Here is an 18,708-nt window from a genome sequence, read left to right as displayed (position 1 = left end):
AATTTGACAAAATTTTTTGAGGAATGACTTTTTTAGTCCTCAGTCCTCAGTCCTCAGTCCACAGTCTGCAGTGATAGTCATAAGTTGTCAGCTTATTGAAGACTTTGTGCCTCCTTCGTACACCTTTGTGGAATAGCTTTTTAATTTTCGTCAATCAAAATCATCTTTGGCATTAATGAATCTCCTCGTACCTAAAACAATCCACCTCATGATCATTCACCATCCCTACCGCTTGCATATAGGCATACATGACCGTAGAACCCACAAACTTAAAGCCTCGTTTTTTTAAATCTTTACTCAACGCATCACTTTGGGCTGTAGTTGGAGCTGCCTCTTTGTAGTTTTTAACTTTATTCTTGATGGGTTTGCCATCTACAAATCCCCAGACATAGTTGGAAAAAGAACCAAATTCCTCCTGAACCTTCATAAAGAGCTTCGCGTTGGCAACCGTTGCATGGACTTTCAATTTGTTTCTGATAATACCGGCATCTTGAAGTAGGCTGTCAATTTTATCTTGATTGTAGTGTGCTATTTTTTTGTAATCAAATTGGTCAAAGGCTGTTCTGAAATTTTCGCGCTTGCGTAAAATGGTAATCCAACTCAATCCTGCCTGAAAGGTTTCCAAGACTAAAAACTCAAAAAGTGTGTCGTCGTCTTTTACCGGAACACCCCATTCTCTATCGTGATATTGCTCATAAAGCGCATCACCTTTGCACCAACCGCATCTCTGTTTTCCCATTTTCTAGGTAATTTGATTAGAATTACTAATGTAACAAGGGTTACCCAATAAGACATAAAATAGGGTTAAATTTGCAAAAAATATATTTATGGATACTATCACTCAAAACGAAATAAAAAAAATCATTAAAGAAAGCTTGGACAACAGTATGTCATATAAAGAATACAGATTGTTAATGGCTGATTTAGTTAAAACCCAAGCCACAACAGGATTGGACAAAAGTCTTGACATGGTTGCCTATACGGTTTTGAATGAGCAGCGCATGAAACGTTGGGATAAAACGATTAAGGTTTCAGAAGAAGCTCAAGAAAAAATAAAGTCATACAAAGGAGATGTCACCTGGTTGGTGCTTACTGAAAGTTGGTGCGGTGATGCGGCACACGTAATTCCTGTTATCAATAAAATAGCAGAATTGAACGCCAATATCCATTTAAAATTAGTGTTACGTGATGAGAACGATGCACTTATGCAACAGTTTTTAACCAATGGCGGGAAATCAATTCCTAAGTTGATTATGATTGATAATACTTCTGGAGAGGTTCTCGGAACTTTTGGTCCAAGACCTGATGCAGCGACGCAATTGGTAAAAGATTACCTAGCTGAACATGGTACGATTACTGAAGAATTTAAGGAAATCTTGCAAGGGTGGTACAATAAAGATAAAGGTCAAAATACCATTTCAGATTTATTGAAACTTGAGGGACTTTCCTAAAAAGTTGACATTGATAAATTCTGAGAGTGTATCATCATTAGAGCTTGGCTTCACTTTGAAAAGATCAGAATTATTACTTTAATATATTGAAGGGAGGGGCTAATTTTAGTTCTTCCCTTTAAAATGATAGGTGATAGAACCAATCTGCTTGGTTTTGGAAGCATCAGGGCTAAAACGCGCCTCATTGGCATATTGCAGTGCACTTTCAATCAGACAGGCGTTTTTTGAAGTGGAAGAGGTGTTGAGATAAGCATCAATGACTTCGCCCAAATTATTTACGGTAATATTAATCACTATTTTACCGCTTTCTTCACAGAGATATACCGGAGGTGGCAGATGTTTGTCTTTCCGATTAACCAAACTGTAAGAAACACTGCTATTGGTATTCCACGCAGAATTATTTGATAAGTTATTGGTGGAATTGTTACCAGTTGATTTGGCTGATTGACGCTTTTCAGCAGAACGCATCGCGATCACGTTGTTGATCTTACTGTAAGATGACAGTTCGTTTTCATTGAGGGAATAATCTTCAGCCGTAGGTTTGTTTTCTACATCCGTAACCTCCTCAGGTGTTTCAGTGTCCTCGGTTTCTGTTTTTTTCGCATTCTTATCAAAATCGTCTGAATTGACCGTTTTGAAATTCTTCATAATCTCCTTAAACTCGTGTTCGGAGTTGTAAGCTTTGTTGGTTTCTGAAATATTAGGATCGCTCAATGCCAACTCCTCTAGTATTTTCTGCTCCTCTGGTGTTAGAGGTGGCGGCAACTCATAATAGCTTTCAGCCATTACTTCCGTTTGCTGTTTGATACCAAGCGCGAACATAGCAAGCACTAACGTACCACTGATTAAAGTGGTAATTATTAAAGCTTTATGTTTATCTATAAATTCCAAAAATTCGTTTTTTTAATGATTTCCAATTGTATTGTGCAACAATATATACGTCAAATTAAGTAAAAAAGTTTAAAAGACCATGAATTCAAGAAAAAGGGAGACACTTGAAAGTTTCTCTTGCTGTTTGTATCCGAAGCGTTTTCTATTAAAATCGAGACCTATCAACCATGAGTTTTTAAAATTCTCATCAAATGCTCTGTACCCAATTCCCACTTTATACATGGTTCCCTTCTCAAAACTTTCTCCAGCTTTAATGAATTTTCCATAACCACCTCGTATAAAAAGGACATCGTCAAAATCGAGAATATTATAATTAAATCCCAAATGAACGGGTAAAAAATTTAATTCTTGTCGCAAATAATAATCATATTCAATGTTGACGTCGATACTGGAGCGTCCATCAAATTGATAACCTAAAGAATTGTTGAGGAACAAACCATTCACCTCAATAAACGTATGTCCTTCATTATTGCCAATAGTGTACTCTTCATTATTTGTGAGGGTTGCTGCCACTGAAATTTTATAATAAAGACCACTGGATTTGATATCTTCCTGTGCAAATAGATCTAACAAAGAACAGCAGAACATACAAGTCAGTACAAGTGTTTTCATTAAGCGGTATTAGGAACTATTACTTAATCAAAAACTATTCCGAAGGCAGGGCTTTGATAAACTCTTCAACGCTTACCGCATTTTCAACATCAAAATCGCCAATTTTAGTCCGTCTTAAAGCCGATAAATGAGCGCCAGAATTAAGTGCTTTCCCAAAATCATTAGCTAATGACCGGATATAAGTGCCTTTACTGCAAATTACCCTGAATTCGACTTCTAAATTGTTGATCCGTGTGATTTCAAATTCTGAAATATGAACTTGTCTTGAAGGAATATCTACCGCTTCTCCAGCTCGTGCAAATTCATACAGGCGCTTGCCATCTTTTTTAAGCGCTGAAAACACCGGTGGGAATTGAGCAATCTCACCAATAAATTGTTGGGTAGCATTACGGATTAATTCCTCGGTTAAATGTTCAGTAAGATAGGTGTGGTCAATTTCAGTTTCTAAATCGTAAGATGGTGTTGAGCTTCCTAAAACAAAAGTGCCCGTATATTCTTTGATTTGTGCTTGGAAACTATCAATGTTTTTGGTCATTTTTCCGGTACAGATCACCAGTAAGCCTGTAGCCAAAGGATCCAAAGTTCCAGCATGACCTACTTTAATCTTTTTGATTTTGAAGGTGCGACGTATTTCCCAACGCAGTTTGTTCACCACTTGAAATGAGGTCCAATGCAAAGGTTTGTCAATTAATAGAACTTTTCCTTCCTGAAAATCTTCTACTTTAATCATTTGTAGACTGTTGTATCGCGGTTATTTCTGAAATATTTTCATTCTGAATTTCGTTGTTGGGAACATTCCAGAAATACACTAATAAAACGATCCCAATCACAATTCTGTACCAACCCCAAGCTTTAAAACCAAATTTAGTTAGCACAGCAATGAAGAATTTTATAGCAATCATAGCAACAACAAATGCAACAACATTACCAATTAAAAACAGCATGATGTGAAATTGATCTTGCAAAATCATTTCGTAGCCTTTCATTTCATTTATGGTTCCTTTTCCCCAGGTTTTTACAAATATTGAATATACGGTCACGGCTGCCATTGTTGGTACAGCTAAGAAAAACGAAAACTCGGCCGAAGCTTTTCTGCTCAATCCTTGCGACATTCCGCCAATAATTGATGCTGCAGAACGGCTTGTGCCAGGCATCATGGCTAAACATTGCCAAAAACCAATGATCAGTGCTTTTTTAATAGGGATATCTTTTTCGTCTAAAATTTTTGGATTTTGAAACCATTTATCTACAAAGATCAATACGAAGCCACCCAAGATCAATACGCTCGAAATGGCAATTTGATTTCCTAATACCGATTCGATTGCATCATCAAATAAATAACCTAAAACCAATGCAGGAAGCACTGCAACAACTAATTTGAGATAAAAATCGAGATTGGAAAAATCGAAAAACTTTTTCCAGTATAAAACAACCACTGATAAAATGGCGCCAAACTGAATGGAAACCTGAAACATTTTTAAAAACTCCCCTTCAGGTAAACCCATTAAAGCTGCTGTAAAGCCCATGTGTGCTGTTGAAGAAATAGGTAAATACTCAGTAAGACCTTCAATAATAGCTATAATTATAGCGTCAATTAAATTCATAGAATAATTAGTTATCAAAATTCAAACCTAAATCCCGAAGATGGAAATAGGCGTGACATTAGAATTTGGAATTTAAGATTTGGAGTTTTGATTTTTGTTTGGATCCAATAAAATGGCATATACTTGAACGCCAAATCCAATCAACACCAGAGTAGGTGCTAAACGAATGCGTCTCCAATTAAAAATTTCAGGGTTAAAAACATTCGGGTCGTCACTACCGCCACCAGACATTAGTATAAATCCCAATGCAATAATGCCCAATCCAATGAGCATAAATTTATAGTTTTTCTTGCCGAAAATAAAATTGTTATTAGCGCTTTCTTTGTGTTTTTTTTCTTTCATGACGATTGCAATAATAATAGCCTGCAAATTAACGGTTTTATTTAAACCTTTTCGTTAATAGTATCTAAATACTTCGGGTTTGCTGAGGAATTTGAAAAAGCTTATAACTTTATGATGTAATTATTTCTCATGACTTTAAAGCCTATAGATGGTTGTTGAGACATCCATCCAAATTCATATAAAAACTAGCTGTGTATATTAATTATTAAGAATTCAGTCTTGATTCTTGAATCTAAAAGCGAAGCGGTCTTGCTTCTATATTAGTAATACAAGGCGTCCGTCTTCAAGTTCAAGAAACGTTGCGTAGCAATAAAAGTACTGATCCAAGTAATGAGAATTCCCAATAGGAAAATCGCTAAAAACAAACCACCAATCAATATCGGGTTGGAGAGTAGTTGTAATTCCACAAACGTTTCATTGAGGTAATAGAGCACGATGCCCATTCCAATTAAGGCAATAATGGCTCCAATAACTCCCAATTGTACACTTTTATAAACGAAAGGCCTGCGGATGAATGTTTTGGTCGCGCCCACCATCTGCATGGTTTTAATGATGAATCGCTTGGAGTACACTGCCAATCTGATGGAGCTGTTGATCAATAAAACCGCAATCAAAGTAAAAATCGCACTGATGACCAAAACCCAAAAGGTGATTTTCTTGACGTTGTCATTCATCAATTCCACCAAATCATTATCATACCGAATTTCTTCAATAAATTTCTTCGTGGACAATTCTTCGGTGATGGAAGCAAGAGTTTCTGTGGTAACGAAATCGGCTTTCAAATGGACGTCAATAGAATTCTGTAGCGGATTATAACCAACGAAATCCATAAAGTCCTCGCCAGTTTCTGCTTTCATCGATTCGGCAGCTGCTTCTTTAGAAACATACTCTGTGCTTTTGGTGTATTCTGCCATTGCCAGACTTTTTTCAAGCTGTTTCACTTCAACTTCTTTAGCAGAATCGTTTAGATAAATGGTCACGACCACTTGCTCTTTAAAATGGTCAGCAACTTTTTTGGCATTTAATACCAAAAGTCCCAAACAGCCCAATAAAAAAAGGACCAAGGCAATACTGATAACCACAGAAAAGTAAGACGAAATTAACTTCCGTTTTTGATATCTGTCAAAAGATGAACTCATAGGATTTTTAGTTGAAGTTGTAAAAATATGAAAGAAATCTAATCTGTTAAGGTTTACAACGTTTAAACTTTCAACATTGTTATAATAAGTTTAAATTTGCGGTCTGAATAATGCGAGAGATCAACGATACTACGATTTATGTACTACAATTTTAACGAGATAGAAAAAAAATGGCAAGACTTTTGGGCGAAAAACCAAACCTTCAAAGCCACAAATAACAGTGAGAAGCCAAAATATTATGTTTTGGACATGTTTCCTTACCCAAGTGGTGCGGGGCTTCATGTGGGACATCCGTTAGGGTATATTGCCAGCGATATTTATTCCCGTTACAAACGTCACAAAGGTTTTAATGTATTGCATCCTCAAGGTTACGACAGTTTTGGATTGCCAGCAGAGCAATATGCGATTCAAACTGGACAGCATCCTGCTGTAACTACTGAAGAAAACATCAAAACTTATCGTAGACAGTTGGATCAAATCGGATTTTCATTCGATTGGAGCAGGGAAGTACGAACTTCAGATCCGTCGTATTATAAATGGACGCAATGGATTTTTATCCAATTGTTTGAATCTTGGTATAATAACACATCCAATAAGGCAGAACCGATCGATACATTGATTGCGATTTTTGCTTCTGAAGGAAATGCCAATATTAATGCGGTTTGTGATGATCATATCGAAAAATTTTCAGCATCAGACTGGAACACTTTCTCGTCAGAAAAACAACAAGAAATTCTTTTAAAATACAGACTGACCTATTTGGCAGAAACTGAAGTCAATTGGTGTCCTGCTTTAGGAACTGTTTTGGCAAATGACGAAATTGTCAACGGCGTTTCAGAACGTGGTGGCCATTCTGTGGTCAGAAAGAAAATGACCCAATGGAGTATGCGAATTTCTGCCTATGCCGAACGCTTGCTGCAAGGTTTAAATGATATTGATTGGACGGAATCGTTAAAAGAAAGCCAGCGCAACTGGATTGGGAAGTCTATTGGAGCTACAGTAACATTCCCCATCCTATCCTTCCCCGAAGGGGAAGAGAAATCTGACGTGATAGCCAAGCCTGGTTATATGACTGGTGGAAATAACGCCCATCTTTTGCTGGAAAAGGCGAAAGCGATGAGAAATAATCCCACAGAAGCAGAGAAAATACTTTGGTCGCATTTAAGATCTAAAGGTACTGGTGACAAATTTAGGCAACAGCATCTCATAGATGATTTTATTGTTGATTTTGTCTGTCTGTCTAAAAAATTGGTTGTGGAGATTGATGGTGCAATTCATGATTCACAAATAGAAGAAGATGCCTTAAGAACACAACGATTAAATGATAAAGGTTTCAAAGTTATAAGATTCCGTAATGACGAAATTTTTGAAGACTGCGATTCAGTATTAAAAACGATAGAAAGTCATTTAAAAGCCTACTCTGTTCCCACTTCGGGGGTTAGGGGGATTCAGGTATTTACGACGCGTCCCGATACTATTTTTGGAGTTTCTTTTATGACACTTGCTCCAGAACACGATTTAGTTTCGCAGATTACCACTCCAGAACAAAAAAATGAAGTTGAAGCTTATATAAAGTCGACTGCCAAACGAAGCGAACGCGACCGTATGTCGGACGTCAAAACCATCACTGGTGCTTTTACAGGTGCTTATGCCGAACATCCCTTCTCAAAAGAACCCATTCCAATCTGGATTGGCGATTATGTATTGGCAGGTTACGGAACAGGGGCGGTAATGTCCGTACCTTGTGGCGACCAACGGGATTACGATTTTGCTAAACACTTCAATATTCCAATTCCGAATATTTTTGAAGGGATTGATATTTCTGAAGAAGCTTATGTGTCTAAGGACAATGTGGTGATTGCAAATTCTGATTTTCTTAACGGTTTATCACTTAAAGAAGCTACTAAAAAAGTCATTTCAGAACTTGAAAAATTAAATCAGGGTGAAGGGAAAATCAATTACCGATTGCGTGATGCGGTTTTCTCCCGTCAGCGCTATTGGGGTGAACCATTTCCTGTGTATTACGTGAACGGCATGCCACAAATGATTGATAAAAAACATTTGCCAATCCGTTTGCCAGAAGTAGAAAAATATTTACCAACTGAAACCGGAGAACCACCTTTAGGGCGTGCGGATATTTGGGCTTGGGACGTAGAACAAAGTGAAGTGGTCAGCAATCAACTGATTGATCATAAAACGGTTTTCCCTCTCGAATTGAACACCATGCCAGGTTGGGCGGGAAGTTCTTGGTATTTCTTCAGATATATGGACGCTCAGAATGATGAGGCATTTGCCAGTGAAGAAGCGTTAGCCTATTGGAAAGACGTCGATTTATACATTGGTGGCAGCGAGCATGCCACAGGTCATTTACTTTATTCTCGTTTCTGGGTGAAATTTATGAAGGACCGAGGTTTTGTAAGTATTGAAGAGCCCTTTAAAAAGTTGATCAACCAAGGAATGATTTTGGGGACGAGTGCTTTTGTAAGAAGAGTGGATGGTTTTATTTTTGAAAAAGGTAAGCTTGGTGTCACTGCATATCATGCCGGAGGTTATGATATTAATACTAATATTTTACTTTCGAATGGAAAAGCAACTGACCAAGAATATTTGAAAGAATTACTTCTTAAGTTTAAACCAAATGATGAAATAGCTTTAAAAGCATATAATCAAATTCTTGAAAATATTGAGGAATATAAAATTACTATTCGACCTGGTATTCATGCAGATGTTTCTTTTGTAAATTCTTCAGATGAATTGGATATCGAAGCCTTTATTAATTGGCGACCTGAGTTTAAAGATGCTGAATTTATAACAGAAGAAGATGGGTCATTCAAGGTTTCTCGCGAAGTCGAAAAAATGTCCAAATCCAAATACAACGTCGTCAATCCAGATGCCATTTGTGAGCAATATGGTGCCGATAGTTTGCGCATGTACGAAATGTTCCTAGGGCCATTAGAACAAGCAAAACCATGGAACACCGCAGGAATTTCAGGGGTTAATGGGTTTCTCAAAAAACTTTGGAAATTATACCACCAAGGGGAGAATGGCAGTTTTTACGTCAACAGTTCCCCTCCTTCGGAGGGGTTAGGGGAGGAATTAAAAACACTCCATAGAACCATTAAAAAAGTTGAGGAAGACATTGAAAGTTTCTCATTCAATACCTCAGTCTCCACATTTATGATTGCCGTGAATGAATTGACGGCTCTAAAATGTACCAGTAAAGAAATTTTGGAACCTCTGTTGATTTTATTATCACCTTATGCGCCACATATTTCAGAAGAATTATGGAGTCAGTTAGGACATAATGAATCTATTTCTACTGCAGCATTTCCAAAATTTGATGCAAAATATTTAGTGGAAAGCAGTAAGAAGTATCCAATTTCCTTCAATGGTAAAGTGAAATTCACGTTGGAGTTGCCAATGGACATGACTAAGGAAGATATTGAAAAAACAGTGATGGCACATGAGAAAACCATGGCACAACTGGAAGGACGCACGCCTAAAAAAGTGATTGTGGTTCCTGGAAAGATTGTAAATATTGTAGGATAGTAAATCATGAAAAATTCTCTTCCTTTTTAAGGAGGAGTGGCTTCTGTTTCAGAAAAAAGACAGAAGACGAGGTGGTATATCTCTCGTTGCAGGCTTTGGAAGTAGATACTTTTAATAAGTAGAATTATCAAAACAACTGACAAAATTTCCTATTGTCAAATTGGCTTGCTTTTTGTTATATTTAGATAGAATTTAAAATAAAAATCAACATGGGAGGAATAGGAATGGGCTATTGGATTTTAATTGGAGGCATCGCGCTAGTAAGCTGGCTTGTGAGCAATCAATTAAAACAAAAATTTAAAAAATACTCGCAAATCCATTTAAGAAATGGCATGAGCGGGAAAGAAATTGCTGAGAAAATGTTAGCCGATAATGGCATTACTGATGTAGAAGTTATTTCCGTAAAAGGACAATTAACTGACCATTACAATCCAGCAAATAAAACCGTTAACTTAAGTGAGTCTGTATATTCACAACGTAACGCTGCCGCTGCTGCAGTTGCTGCCCACGAATGTGGTCATGCGGTGCAACATGCACAAGCTTATAGTGCTTTGAAATTACGTTCGGCATTAGTTCCGGTGGTAAGTGTTACTTCAGGAATGTCACAGTGGTTAGTCATTGGGGGCTTGATTCTTGGTGCGGCTGCAGGAGCTGGATTTGGCTATTATATCGCTATCGCCGGATTGGTGTTTATGAGTTTTGCAACACTATTTAGTTTTATCACTTTACCAGTGGAATATGATGCGAGTAATAGAGCATTGGCTTGGTTAAAAGGAAAAAACATGCTGACTCCAGAGGAATACAAAGGATCTGAAGATGCGCTTAAATGGGCTGCAAGAACCTACTTGGTTGCTGCTATTGGAGCTTTGGCTTCGTTGTTATACTGGGCAATGCAAGTCTTTGGCGGAAGAGATTAAGTAGAATACTTTTCTAAAAATATAAAAACCGAATTTACCTTAATCAGGTAAAATTCGGTTTTTTGTTTTTAATAGATTAATGACTTTGGGCTTATTTCACAAATTCAAGATCATTAAAAGATCCCTTCATCGTTATGGAAGTTTTTCCATCGACGGTAGAGGCTACAATATTGAACTCTGCAGAAATCAAACTTTTTTGCGAATTTGAAGGGTGTTCTCTGTTGTTGGTAATTTTTAAGGAGCCACTTTGTGAAAAATACTGCGCTGATGGTTGGTTATCCTTAATTTCTACATAAGTTCTAAACTTGTCCGAATCAACATCTCCCATCTGTTTAACGGCGCCACTTTTAAATCCCCCGCTACTATTTAAAAATAAAGTAATCTGTTTGCCGTTTTTATCAGCCATGATAATTTTTAAGGTAGTGCCATTGGTACCCTTTACCACATCATAAACTCCAAGTTTGAAACTGTAATTAGAAAATGTTCCACCATTAATCGTGGCTTGGAATTCAGGGCCTTCAGAAGCATCGTTGTTAACATCATCACTGCTACAGGACATGATGATCATTGATAAAAATAGGGTGTAAATAAGGCGTAGGCTTTTCATAGTGTAGGTTTTAGGTTAGACAAAAACATAGGCCCTTATAGTAAGGACAAGATTTTCTATAGGTTGATTTGGGTGTGTTCTAAAACTTCAATGCTTCAGAATCGAGACCAAAGTAGGGAATTTTCCTAAATCTTTAACAATTGATGATTTTTTAGGTGTTTTTATTTTAATACCAGACTATAGGCAACCATTAGGAATGTTTTGATGATATCTATTGATCATAATTGTTTCAAGAACTTTGTGTTCAACAAATTATTACAATGCCAAATTGAGATGAATGTTTCATTCTTTATAAGACAAACTTATAAATAGTAACGCCGTTGTTTGGTATGTTATTTTTCCTATTTTTATCCTTTAATTTAACACTTCTACTTATGGAACAACCTACTGAAAGCCCTTTTAATAATTTTGATACTAAATTATTGGTACACACTTCTGATGCAGAGCGTGTAGATTTTTATAAGAAAACCTACGGGCACGTTGCTGGCGGCGTTTTGGTCTTTATCATTTTTGAATATTTATTATTGCAGAGTGAAACCATTGTCAATTTTGCCTTGTCAATGACCGAAGGTTATAAATGGTTGATCATGTTGGGAGGTTTTATGTTTATTACCAGTTATGCGGAAAGAATGACCATGAAATCACCAGATAAGAATAAGCAGTATTTGGCCTTCGGACTTTATGTTTTGGCACAAGCTTTTATTTTTGTGCCTTTAATTTATATTGCGGCCTTTTATATGGATTCCGGTCCTGAGATTCTGAATCAAGCGGCTATAGTAACCTTGGCATTGTTTACGGGTTTATCTGCCGTTGTGTTTTTAACCAAAAAGGATTTTTCATTTCTTAGAACGGGTTTGACCGTCGGCTTTTTTATAGCTATCGGATTGATTGTTGCCGGAATTTTATTCGGATTTAACTTAGGATTATGGTTCTCAGTGGGCATGTGCCTTTTGGCGGGTGGCTCTATTTTGTACCAAACATCCAATCTCGTGAACAAATATTCTACTGATGATTACATTCCTGCGGCATTGGGATTGTTCGCATCCTTAATGTTGTTGTTCTGGTATGTACTTCAAATTTTTATGTCTCGCGATTAATTTAATCCAAATCTCATAAAAAAACTCCTGATGATTTCAGGAGTTTTTTGTTTTGGAATAGAGCGTTTTTAAATTTGAATCTGTCTATCAATTTGCTGGTTTAAGGAAATAAAAGTTTCAGTTCTTGACACGCCGGCTATGGATTGTATTTCCTTATTAAGCAAATGCATCAAATGTTCATTGTCCTTACAAAGGATTTTTATCAAAATACTCCAGTTTCCAGTGGTGTAATGGCATTCCAATACTTCAGGGATTTTTTGGAGCTGCTTAACCGCTTCAGGGTTGCTCATGGCTTTGTCCAAATATATGCCCACAAAAGCCATGGTGGTATAGCCCAAAACCTTCGGATTAATAACAAATTTAGAACCCGATATCAATCCTGATTTTTCCAATTTCCGCAAACGTTGGTGTATGGCGGCACCAGAAATACCGACGTTTCTGGCAATTTCCAAAATAGGCGTTCGGGCATCGGCCATCAACGCACGGAGAATCTTTTTATCAATTCCATCAATTTGAATATTTTGATTGACTATTTTCATGTACACTTCCCACGAAAGTGGGAATCTTTTTAACTTATTTTTCGCGAAGCAAATCTCTAAATTCCGATTCGATAAGCTCATTAATTGGAGTTTTGAATTTTGAATTTAGAATTTCACCCTATACGTTTAATGGATTATACCCCAAATATGGCACTTCCTTTTCAGTAAATATAATATCAAAATCCTCAAGTTCTTTTAAAATAGGACCATAGACCTCTTTTGTTATTGGAATTTGAACCCCAGGCGTGGTGATTTTTTCATTTAAAATGGCCAAAGTTGCAATAGCTACCGGAAGTCCCACCGTTTTAGCCATGGCAGTGTAAGTTTGGTCCTCACCCATAGTAACCATGGTGGCGTCAATCTGATACATTTTGTCATTTAGCTTATAACCAAACTTATGGTACATGACAATCATGTCTTTCTCATGTTCTTCCAGCATCCAGCTGTCCATCAAGATCTTCTGAAGTATTTCGGCTGGTGTTGCTTTTTTGAGTTCTACCATTTTTTTGCTGTTGAAAAGATCAAGCTCTTCAAGTTTTTCCCAAACAATATCATCTTGATCAATTTTGAGTGACAACCTGAATTTAAGTTCCACCGAATCGGTATGGCTATAGGGTAAAAAAGCATTTACAAAATCGCGGTAGCTCATGTTTTCGCTATCTTCAATCGTATAACTGTCATCTGTCATCCCTAATTGAACAAAGATATTCCACGCACGGCTAAAACCAACACGACGCATGGTGCCTCGATACAGTGTTTTAATTTCATCCAAGCCATAAGCGCTTTGGTATTTTAGTGAATCTCTATTGGCATACGCCTCAAAGCGTCCATAGCCATCTACTTCTAAGAATTCAGTTCTTCTGAACAACCGATGATAAGGGATGTACTTATAGTTGCCTTCTTGAATGAATTTTGCAGCACTGCCTTGACCGGCAACTACCACATTTCTCGGATTCCAAGTAAATTTATAATTCCACAGATTATTATCGCTTTCTGGAGCAACCAATCCGCCAGCAAAAGATTCAAAAAGTACCATTTTACCCCCTTTTGCCCTTATTTTGTCTATAACTTTCATTGCGCTCATATGGTCGAGACCTGGATCTACTCCAATCTCATTCATAAAGACCAAGCCTTTGTTTTTTGCTGCAGTATCAAGATCTTCCATTTCCTTGCTCACATAAGAAGCAGTCACCAGGTTCTTGCCAAGTGTGATACAGTCTCTGGCCACTTCAATATGATATCTGGCGGGAAGCATGGACACGACAATGTCAGCATTTTCTATAGCCTGTTTACGAGATTGATGGTTGAAGACATCTAAGGTAATCGCATGGCCATGTTCGTGGTCATTAATGAGCTTTTGAGCATTGCGAAGGTCTATATCACCAACAATAATGTGCAAATCCTCTTCCTCTGATTTGTCCAATAAATATTTAATTAAATAGGATGAAGATTTTCCTGAACCTATGACTAGAATCTTTCGCATAATGGGAATTGTTGAGTAATTTTGTTTTTTTGTAAGGACGAATTTACTAAATAACTCTCGGTTATTGAAACCAAAAATATAAATATAATGAACAGAACCATTTTGATTACCGCAGCAATCTTAGGAATTATTGCCATTGCACTAGGGGCTTTTGCCGCGCATGGTTTAAAGGAATTGCTCTCTATTGAAGCACAACAGACCTTTGAAACAGGGGTGCGGTACCAAATGTATCATGCCATTTTATTGTTGTTCATTGGAGGAACGACGTTTTTAAAAGAGAAGCCCAAGAAAATCATTTATTACCTAGTACTATTAGGTCTCCTGTTTTTTTCGGGTTCCATATATGGTCTATCAACCATGGACATCACCGGAATTAACTTTAAAACTATCGGTTTTATAACGCCGATTGGTGGGTTACTGCTTATTAGTGCATGGGCTTTGATGTTGATAAACTTTTTAAAACTAAAGCGGTATAATTCTTGAAAATAGGTGCCCACTTTAAAATAATGTTTAATTTTGCAGTACAAACAACACAATATTATTATGGCCAATTACACCCAATCAACGAAATCGATTTCGTTAGATGAGTACGGTATTAGAAATGCCGAAGTACATTACCAGCTCCCTCCAGAAAAACTTCATGAGATCGCCATCGCCAAAGGGCAGGGCGTAGAAACATCCTCTGGCGCCTTGGCGGTCAACACCGGGGAGTTCACAGGACGTTCTCCGTTGGACAGGTTCATTGTTAAAGATGAGGTTACTAAAGATCGCGTATGGTGGGGAAATGTCAACATTCCTTTTGACCCCAACGATTTTCAGAAATTATATGATAAAGTAACTGATTATCTTTCAGGAAAAGAAGTATTTGTAAGGGACAGCTATGCGTGTGCTGATAAAAATTACAAGCTGAATATTAGAGTGATTACGGAGTATGCTTGGAGCAATCAATTTGCCGACAACATGTTTCTCCGTCCAACAGATGAGGAATTAAAGAATTTTTCTCCGGAATGGACGATTGTTAACGCCCCCGGTTTTATGGCAGATCCAGCAGTCGATGCGACCCGCCAACACAACTTTGCTATTTTAGATTTTACCCGAAAAATCGCACTCATTGGCGGAACGGGGTACACAGGAGAAATTAAAAAAGGAATTTTTTCTGCTTTGAATTTTATCCTTCCAGTATTTAAGGACACGTTGCCAATGCATTGTAGTGCCAACATAGGAAAAGATGATGATACTGCTATTTTCTTCGGATTGTCGGGAACAGGAAAAACGACCTTATCTGCCGATCCTGAAAGACGATTGATAGGAGATGATGAGCATGGTTGGACCAAAGAAAACACGGTATTCAATTTTGAAGGCGGCTGTTATGCGAAAGTGATCAATCTTTGCCAAGAAAATGAGCCTGATATCTTTAAAGCCATTAAGAAAGGTGCCATTTTAGAAAATGTTATTTTGGATGCTAATGGGAATGTCGATTTTGATGATGTCTCCATCACACAAAATACACGTGTAAGTTATCCGATTGAGCATATCGATAATATCGCAGTGCCTTCGATTGGTAAAAATCCTAAAAATATTTTCTTTTTAACAGCAGATGCGTTTGGAGTTTTGCCTCCAATTTCAAAACTGACACCTAGCCAAGCAGCCTATCATTTTATTTCTGGTTATACCGCAAAAGTTGCCGGAACTGAAGCTGGTGTTGTTGAACCTACACCAAATTTCTCAGCGTGTTTCGGTGCGCCTTTTATGCCTTTGCATCCTGCTAAATATGCCGAGATGTTAAGTACTAAAATGAAGGAAACTGGCGTCAATGTATGGTTGGTGAATACCGGTTGGACTGGTGGTCCATACGGTGTTGGTACCCGAATGAAATTGAAATATACCAGAGCAATGATCAATGCAGTACTCAATGGTGATTTAGGACTTTATGACTATGACCATTACCACATTCATTCCGTATTTGGTGTGGCACAACCAAGATCTTGTCCTGGAGTACCTTCTGAAGTGTTAAGTCCAAGAACTACTTGGAACAATGATGAAGCCTATTATACGACGGCTTTTAAATTGACAAATGCCTTTAGAGAGAACTTTAAGAAATTTGAAAGTTTTGCGAGTGAAGAAATTAGAAGAGGTGGACCGCAGCGTTACACCTTCTAAATTAAAGATTATATAACAACAAAAAAGGCGATTCAAATTATTGAATCGCCTTTTTTATGTTTAAAGTAGAGTGTTTATTTTCCTCTATTTACTTTTTCAATATATTTTTCTAAAGCCATTGTCATTGATGGGGTTTCAGGAGTAGGCGCTAAAATGTCCACTCTCAAACCGTGATCTTCAACAGCTTTTGCAGTTGTGTTTCCAAAAACAGCAATACGTGTGGAGTTTTGCTTAAAGTCTGGGAAATTATGAAATAGTGATTCAATACCTGATGGACTGAAAAACACTAAAATATCATAGAAAACATCTGCAAGGTCAGATAAATCGCTAATAACCGTTTTGTAAAAAATAGCTTCCTTCCACTGAATATTTAAACTATTCAGGAGTTCAGGAACATCATCATTTAATTTGTCGGTAGTTGGCAACAAGAACGTTTCGTCTTTGTATTTCTTAATCAAAGGTGAGAGATCTTCAAAGTTACGTTTCCCAACATAAATCTTCCGTTTTCTATAGACTACATATTTTTGTAGATAGAAAGCTACGGCTTCGCTTTGACAAAAATATTTTAAAGTATCAGGCACTTTGAAGCGCATTTCATCTGCTACTCTAAAAAAGTGATCTACAGAGTTTCTACTGGTCAAAATGATAGCAGAATATTGTGTCAAGTCAACTTTTTGCTGTCTTACATCTTTGGCGGCAAGACCCTCAACATGTATGAAGGGACGGAAGTCAATTTTTACTTTTTGTTTTTCCTGGAGATCAAAGTAAGGCGAATTTTCGATTTTAGGTTCAGGTTGTGACACTAAAATTGTTTTCACTTTCATAGGCTTGCGGTTGTTTTAAGCTTTATACTCTACAATTATTTTATATAAAATCAGATAGGGCCCAATTTCAAGTGCGCAAAGATACAAAATAAAATAGAATATGTTGCTTAACAGAGTCTTTTGATGAATTTTAAACGAAGTTATAAATCCAATCAGGTTTATTAGTGCCAATACCAAAATTACTGCAAGAATACTGTTTTTGGATGGGTTAATAGTGTACAATAACAGGGCGTTAAGGGGTAAAAGTATAAAGCCACTATAGTTTTTATAACTTGTTTTTTGGAACAGGTAAGAATCGATCACTTTATCAATTTCAAACATGCTGCCTATCAACCGTTCTACAAAAATTTTTATCACTCCTAATGTGGCGATTCCGAAAATAATTTTCAAGAAAACATTAAGTTCAAAAGTTTGGTCCGGTTGTAGTGTGAGAAAAGAGAGGTATCCAAAAATGGACAGTGAGATGACTAAGTTGAAAAATAAGAGCCCGTCAAAAACATCAATGAATTTTTGATCCTTGGTATAAATTTTAAGGTATTTGGAGTTGCCAAAAACACCGATAAAATCCAAAAACCGATTTGTATATAATACCTTGGCAAGGGTAATGAAAACCAATCCTAAAACCATAAAAATGGTGAACCATTCATAAGATATTATCTCTCTTATCATGCCGCTAAATTATAAAGAAAATTTTATCTGTCCGTTTCAATAAAATTAATCTTTTAAAAAAACTTACTTTTGCTAAAATTTTTACCAATGAAAGACGCTATTGTCATCATTCCAACTTACAACGAAATTGAAAACATTGAGGCTGTTATCATTGCGGTTTTCGCCCAAGATAAAGCTTTTGATGTTCTTGTAGTGGATGACAACTCGCCAGATTTAACGGCAGAAAAAGTGAAGACCTTACAGGCTGAGTTTCCAGACCGTTTGTTTTTGCTCCAACGACAGAACAAGACTGGATTGGGAACTGCTTATATTGACGGATTTAAATGGTGCTTGGAAAGAAAATATGGTTATATTTTTGAAATGGATGCCGATTTTTCACATAATCCTGACGATTTAGTAAAACTTTATCGGGCCTGTGCCAAGGAAGGCGCTGATGTTGCCATTGGGTCACGATATATAACAGGTGTTAACGTGGTCAATTGGCCCATGAACAGAATACTATTGTCGTATTTTGCATCAAAATATGTGCGATTTATTACGAGAATGGACATTCAGGATACCACAGCTGGGTTTGTGTGTTATAAAAGAAAAGTATTGGAGACTATAAATTTAGATGCCATTAAATTTGTGGGGTATGCGTTTCAAATAGAAATGAAATTTAAAGCCCATTTAAAAGGATTTAAAATTGTGGAAGTCCCAGTAATATTTACAGATCGAGCAAAAGGAAAATCAAAAATGAGCGGAGGCATTATTTCTGAAGCTGTTTTTGGAGTTATAAACATGAAATTAAAAAGTCTATTTGGCAAATAATATGAAATGAGCAT

At 37.0% G+C, this 18,708-nt stretch carries 19 protein-coding genes; 7 read left to right on the top strand and 12 right to left on the bottom strand.

Going from position 1 to position 18,708, the window contains the following annotated elements; genetic code table 11:
• Window positions 1-172: 172 nt before the first annotated feature.
• Entirely contained in the window at window positions 173-739 is a 567-nt protein-coding gene (locus tag ESZ48_RS00250; protein ID WP_129015308.1) for a DNA-3-methyladenine glycosylase I, read from the bottom strand.
• Window positions 740-827: 88 nt separating this feature from the next.
• Between ESZ48_RS00250 and ESZ48_RS00245 the strand changes: the two genes are divergently transcribed.
• Complete coding sequence (locus ESZ48_RS00245) at window positions 828-1,451, top strand: thioredoxin family protein (protein WP_129015307.1); 624 nt, start codon at window positions 828-830, stop codon at window positions 1,449-1,451.
• Between the two features lie 105 nt (window positions 1,452-1,556).
• On the opposite strand, the gene ESZ48_RS00240 is transcribed toward ESZ48_RS00245, so the two are convergent.
• The 6 genes from ESZ48_RS00240 to ESZ48_RS00215 form a co-directional block, all read right to left on the bottom strand.
• Entirely contained in the window at window positions 1,557-2,342 is a 786-nt protein-coding gene (locus ESZ48_RS00240; RefSeq protein ID WP_129015306.1) for an energy transducer TonB family protein, read from the bottom strand.
• A gap of 69 nt (window positions 2,343-2,411) precedes the next feature.
• Window positions 2,412-2,954 (bottom strand): hypothetical protein, encoded by a 543-nt coding sequence (locus ESZ48_RS00235; RefSeq protein WP_129015305.1) that lies wholly within the window; start codon window positions 2,952-2,954, stop codon window positions 2,412-2,414.
• 34 nt (window positions 2,955-2,988) lie between these two features.
• Window positions 2,989-3,684, bottom strand: coding sequence for a tRNA pseudouridine(55) synthase TruB (truB, locus tag ESZ48_RS00230; protein WP_129015304.1), 696 nt, complete (start codon window positions 3,682-3,684; stop codon window positions 2,989-2,991).
• Window positions 3,677-4,558 (bottom strand): undecaprenyl-diphosphate phosphatase, encoded by an 882-nt coding sequence (locus ESZ48_RS00225; RefSeq protein WP_129015303.1) that lies wholly within the window; start codon window positions 4,556-4,558, stop codon window positions 3,677-3,679. Before ESZ48_RS00225 ends, truB begins: the two co-directional genes overlap by 8 nt.
• A 72-nt stretch (window positions 4,559-4,630) precedes the next feature.
• On the bottom strand, window positions 4,631-4,900 hold the full coding sequence (locus ESZ48_RS00220) for a DUF3098 domain-containing protein (RefSeq protein ID WP_129015302.1): 270 nt from the start codon (window positions 4,898-4,900) through the stop codon (window positions 4,631-4,633).
• 260 nt (window positions 4,901-5,160) lie between these two features.
• Window positions 5,161-6,039 (bottom strand): cell division protein FtsX, encoded by an 879-nt coding sequence (locus tag ESZ48_RS00215; RefSeq protein ID WP_129015301.1) that lies wholly within the window; start codon window positions 6,037-6,039, stop codon window positions 5,161-5,163.
• Between the two features lie 138 nt (window positions 6,040-6,177).
• Between ESZ48_RS00215 and ESZ48_RS00210 the strand changes: the two genes are divergently transcribed.
• On the top strand, window positions 6,178-9,588 hold the full coding sequence (locus tag ESZ48_RS00210; RefSeq protein ID WP_129015300.1) for a leucine--tRNA ligase: 3,411 nt from the start codon (window positions 6,178-6,180) through the stop codon (window positions 9,586-9,588).
• Window positions 9,589-9,797: 209 nt separating this feature from the next.
• A complete protein-coding gene (locus ESZ48_RS00205) occupies window positions 9,798-10,505 on the top strand; it encodes a zinc metallopeptidase (protein ID WP_223266320.1) in 708 nt (235 codons plus the stop codon).
• A 91-nt stretch (window positions 10,506-10,596) separates the two neighbouring features.
• Here the strand turns inward: ESZ48_RS00205 and ESZ48_RS00200 are convergent, their stop codons facing one another.
• Window positions 10,597-11,112 (bottom strand): hypothetical protein, encoded by a 516-nt coding sequence (locus tag ESZ48_RS00200; RefSeq protein WP_129015299.1) that lies wholly within the window; start codon window positions 11,110-11,112, stop codon window positions 10,597-10,599.
• Between the two features lie 374 nt (window positions 11,113-11,486).
• On the opposite strand from ESZ48_RS00200, the gene ESZ48_RS00195 reads away from it, so the two are divergent.
• A complete protein-coding gene (locus ESZ48_RS00195) occupies window positions 11,487-12,209 on the top strand; it encodes a Bax inhibitor-1/YccA family protein (RefSeq protein WP_129015298.1) in 723 nt (240 codons plus the stop codon).
• A gap of 68 nt (window positions 12,210-12,277) precedes the next feature.
• Here the strand turns inward: ESZ48_RS00195 and ESZ48_RS00190 are convergent, their stop codons facing one another.
• Together ESZ48_RS00190 and ESZ48_RS00185 are read right to left on the bottom strand one after the other, a co-directional pair.
• Window positions 12,278-12,748: an Lrp/AsnC ligand binding domain-containing protein gene (locus tag ESZ48_RS00190; protein WP_129016022.1), complete on the bottom strand. Its 471-nt coding sequence runs from the start codon at window positions 12,746-12,748 to the stop codon at window positions 12,278-12,280.
• 118 nt (window positions 12,749-12,866) lie between these two features.
• On the bottom strand, window positions 12,867-14,231 hold the full coding sequence (locus tag ESZ48_RS00185; protein WP_129015297.1) for a saccharopine dehydrogenase family protein: 1,365 nt from the start codon (window positions 14,229-14,231) through the stop codon (window positions 12,867-12,869).
• Window positions 14,232-14,318: 87 nt separating this feature from the next.
• Here ESZ48_RS00185 and ESZ48_RS00180 point away from each other — a divergent pair, with 87 nt between their 5' ends.
• Both ESZ48_RS00180 and pckA read left to right on the top strand, forming a co-directional pair.
• The gene (locus tag ESZ48_RS00180; protein ID WP_129015296.1) at window positions 14,319-14,714 is read left to right on the top strand and encodes a DUF423 domain-containing protein; all 396 of its coding nucleotides are present in this window, start codon (window positions 14,319-14,321) and stop codon (window positions 14,712-14,714) included.
• Between the two features lie 60 nt (window positions 14,715-14,774).
• Entirely contained in the window at window positions 14,775-16,391 is a 1,617-nt protein-coding gene (pckA, locus tag ESZ48_RS00175; protein ID WP_129016021.1) for a phosphoenolpyruvate carboxykinase (ATP), read from the top strand.
• 74 nt (window positions 16,392-16,465) lie between these two features.
• Here the strand turns inward: pckA and ESZ48_RS00170 are convergent, their stop codons facing one another.
• Together ESZ48_RS00170 and ESZ48_RS00165 are read right to left on the bottom strand one after the other, a co-directional pair.
• Entirely contained in the window at window positions 16,466-17,215 is a 750-nt protein-coding gene (locus tag ESZ48_RS00170) for a uroporphyrinogen-III synthase (RefSeq protein ID WP_129015295.1), read from the bottom strand.
• 15 nt (window positions 17,216-17,230) lie between these two features.
• Window positions 17,231-17,884, bottom strand: coding sequence for a DUF4271 domain-containing protein (locus ESZ48_RS00165; RefSeq protein WP_129015294.1), 654 nt, complete (start codon window positions 17,882-17,884; stop codon window positions 17,231-17,233).
• 87 nt (window positions 17,885-17,971) lie between these two features.
• Between ESZ48_RS00165 and ESZ48_RS00160 the strand changes: the two genes are divergently transcribed.
• Entirely contained in the window at window positions 17,972-18,694 is a 723-nt protein-coding gene (locus ESZ48_RS00160; protein WP_129015293.1) for a polyprenol monophosphomannose synthase, read from the top strand.
• The last annotated feature ends 14 nt before the right edge of the window (window positions 18,695-18,708 follow it).

The organism is Gelidibacter gilvus (genome assembly GCF_004115975.1).
In the GTDB taxonomy this organism is placed as follows: domain Bacteria; phylum Bacteroidota; class Bacteroidia; order Flavobacteriales; family Flavobacteriaceae; genus Gelidibacter; species Gelidibacter gilvus.
The sequence above is the reverse complement of the archived record's forward strand: the minus strand, read 5'-3'. Positions and strand labels throughout refer to the sequence as shown.

What these genes read in the sequence shown, in the direction of transcription:
- ESZ48_RS00250 (WP_129015308.1), bottom strand. Translation starts at nt 739, where the DNA reads ATGGGAAAACAGAGATGCGGTTGGTGCAAAGGTGATGCGCTTTATGAG.
- ESZ48_RS00245 (WP_129015307.1), top strand. Translation starts at nt 828, where the DNA reads ATGGATACTATCACTCAAAACGAAATAAAAAAAATCATTAAAGAAAGC.
- ESZ48_RS00235 (WP_129015305.1), bottom strand. Translation starts at nt 2,954, where the DNA reads ATGAAAACACTTGTACTGACTTGTATGTTCTGCTGTTCTTTGTTAGAT.
- truB (WP_129015304.1), bottom strand. Translation starts at nt 3,684, where the DNA reads ATGATTAAAGTAGAAGATTTTCAGGAAGGAAAAGTTCTATTAATTGAC.
- ESZ48_RS00225 (WP_129015303.1), bottom strand. Translation starts at nt 4,558, where the DNA reads ATGAATTTAATTGACGCTATAATTATAGCTATTATTGAAGGTCTTACT.
- ESZ48_RS00220 (WP_129015302.1), bottom strand. Translation starts at nt 4,900, where the DNA reads ATGAAAGAAAAAAAACACAAAGAAAGCGCTAATAACAATTTTATTTTC.
- ESZ48_RS00215 (WP_129015301.1), bottom strand. Translation starts at nt 6,039, where the DNA reads ATGAGTTCATCTTTTGACAGATATCAAAAACGGAAGTTAATTTCGTCT.
- ESZ48_RS00210 (WP_129015300.1), top strand. Translation starts at nt 6,178, where the DNA reads ATGTACTACAATTTTAACGAGATAGAAAAAAAATGGCAAGACTTTTGG.
- ESZ48_RS00205 (WP_223266320.1), top strand. Translation starts at nt 9,798, where the DNA reads ATGGGAGGAATAGGAATGGGCTATTGGATTTTAATTGGAGGCATCGCG.
- ESZ48_RS00200 (WP_129015299.1), bottom strand. Translation starts at nt 11,112, where the DNA reads ATGAAAAGCCTACGCCTTATTTACACCCTATTTTTATCAATGATCATC.
- ESZ48_RS00195 (WP_129015298.1), top strand. Translation starts at nt 11,487, where the DNA reads ATGGAACAACCTACTGAAAGCCCTTTTAATAATTTTGATACTAAATTA.
- ESZ48_RS00190 (WP_129016022.1), bottom strand. Translation starts at nt 12,748, where the DNA reads ATGAAAATAGTCAATCAAAATATTCAAATTGATGGAATTGATAAAAAG.
- ESZ48_RS00185 (WP_129015297.1), bottom strand. Translation starts at nt 14,231, where the DNA reads ATGCGAAAGATTCTAGTCATAGGTTCAGGAAAATCTTCATCCTATTTA.
- ESZ48_RS00180 (WP_129015296.1), top strand. Translation starts at nt 14,319, where the DNA reads ATGAACAGAACCATTTTGATTACCGCAGCAATCTTAGGAATTATTGCC.
- pckA (WP_129016021.1), top strand. Translation starts at nt 14,775, where the DNA reads ATGGCCAATTACACCCAATCAACGAAATCGATTTCGTTAGATGAGTAC.
- ESZ48_RS00170 (WP_129015295.1), bottom strand. Translation starts at nt 17,215, where the DNA reads ATGAAAGTGAAAACAATTTTAGTGTCACAACCTGAACCTAAAATCGAA.
- ESZ48_RS00165 (WP_129015294.1), bottom strand. Translation starts at nt 17,884, where the DNA reads ATGATAAGAGAGATAATATCTTATGAATGGTTCACCATTTTTATGGTT.
- ESZ48_RS00160 (WP_129015293.1), top strand. Translation starts at nt 17,972, where the DNA reads ATGAAAGACGCTATTGTCATCATTCCAACTTACAACGAAATTGAAAAC.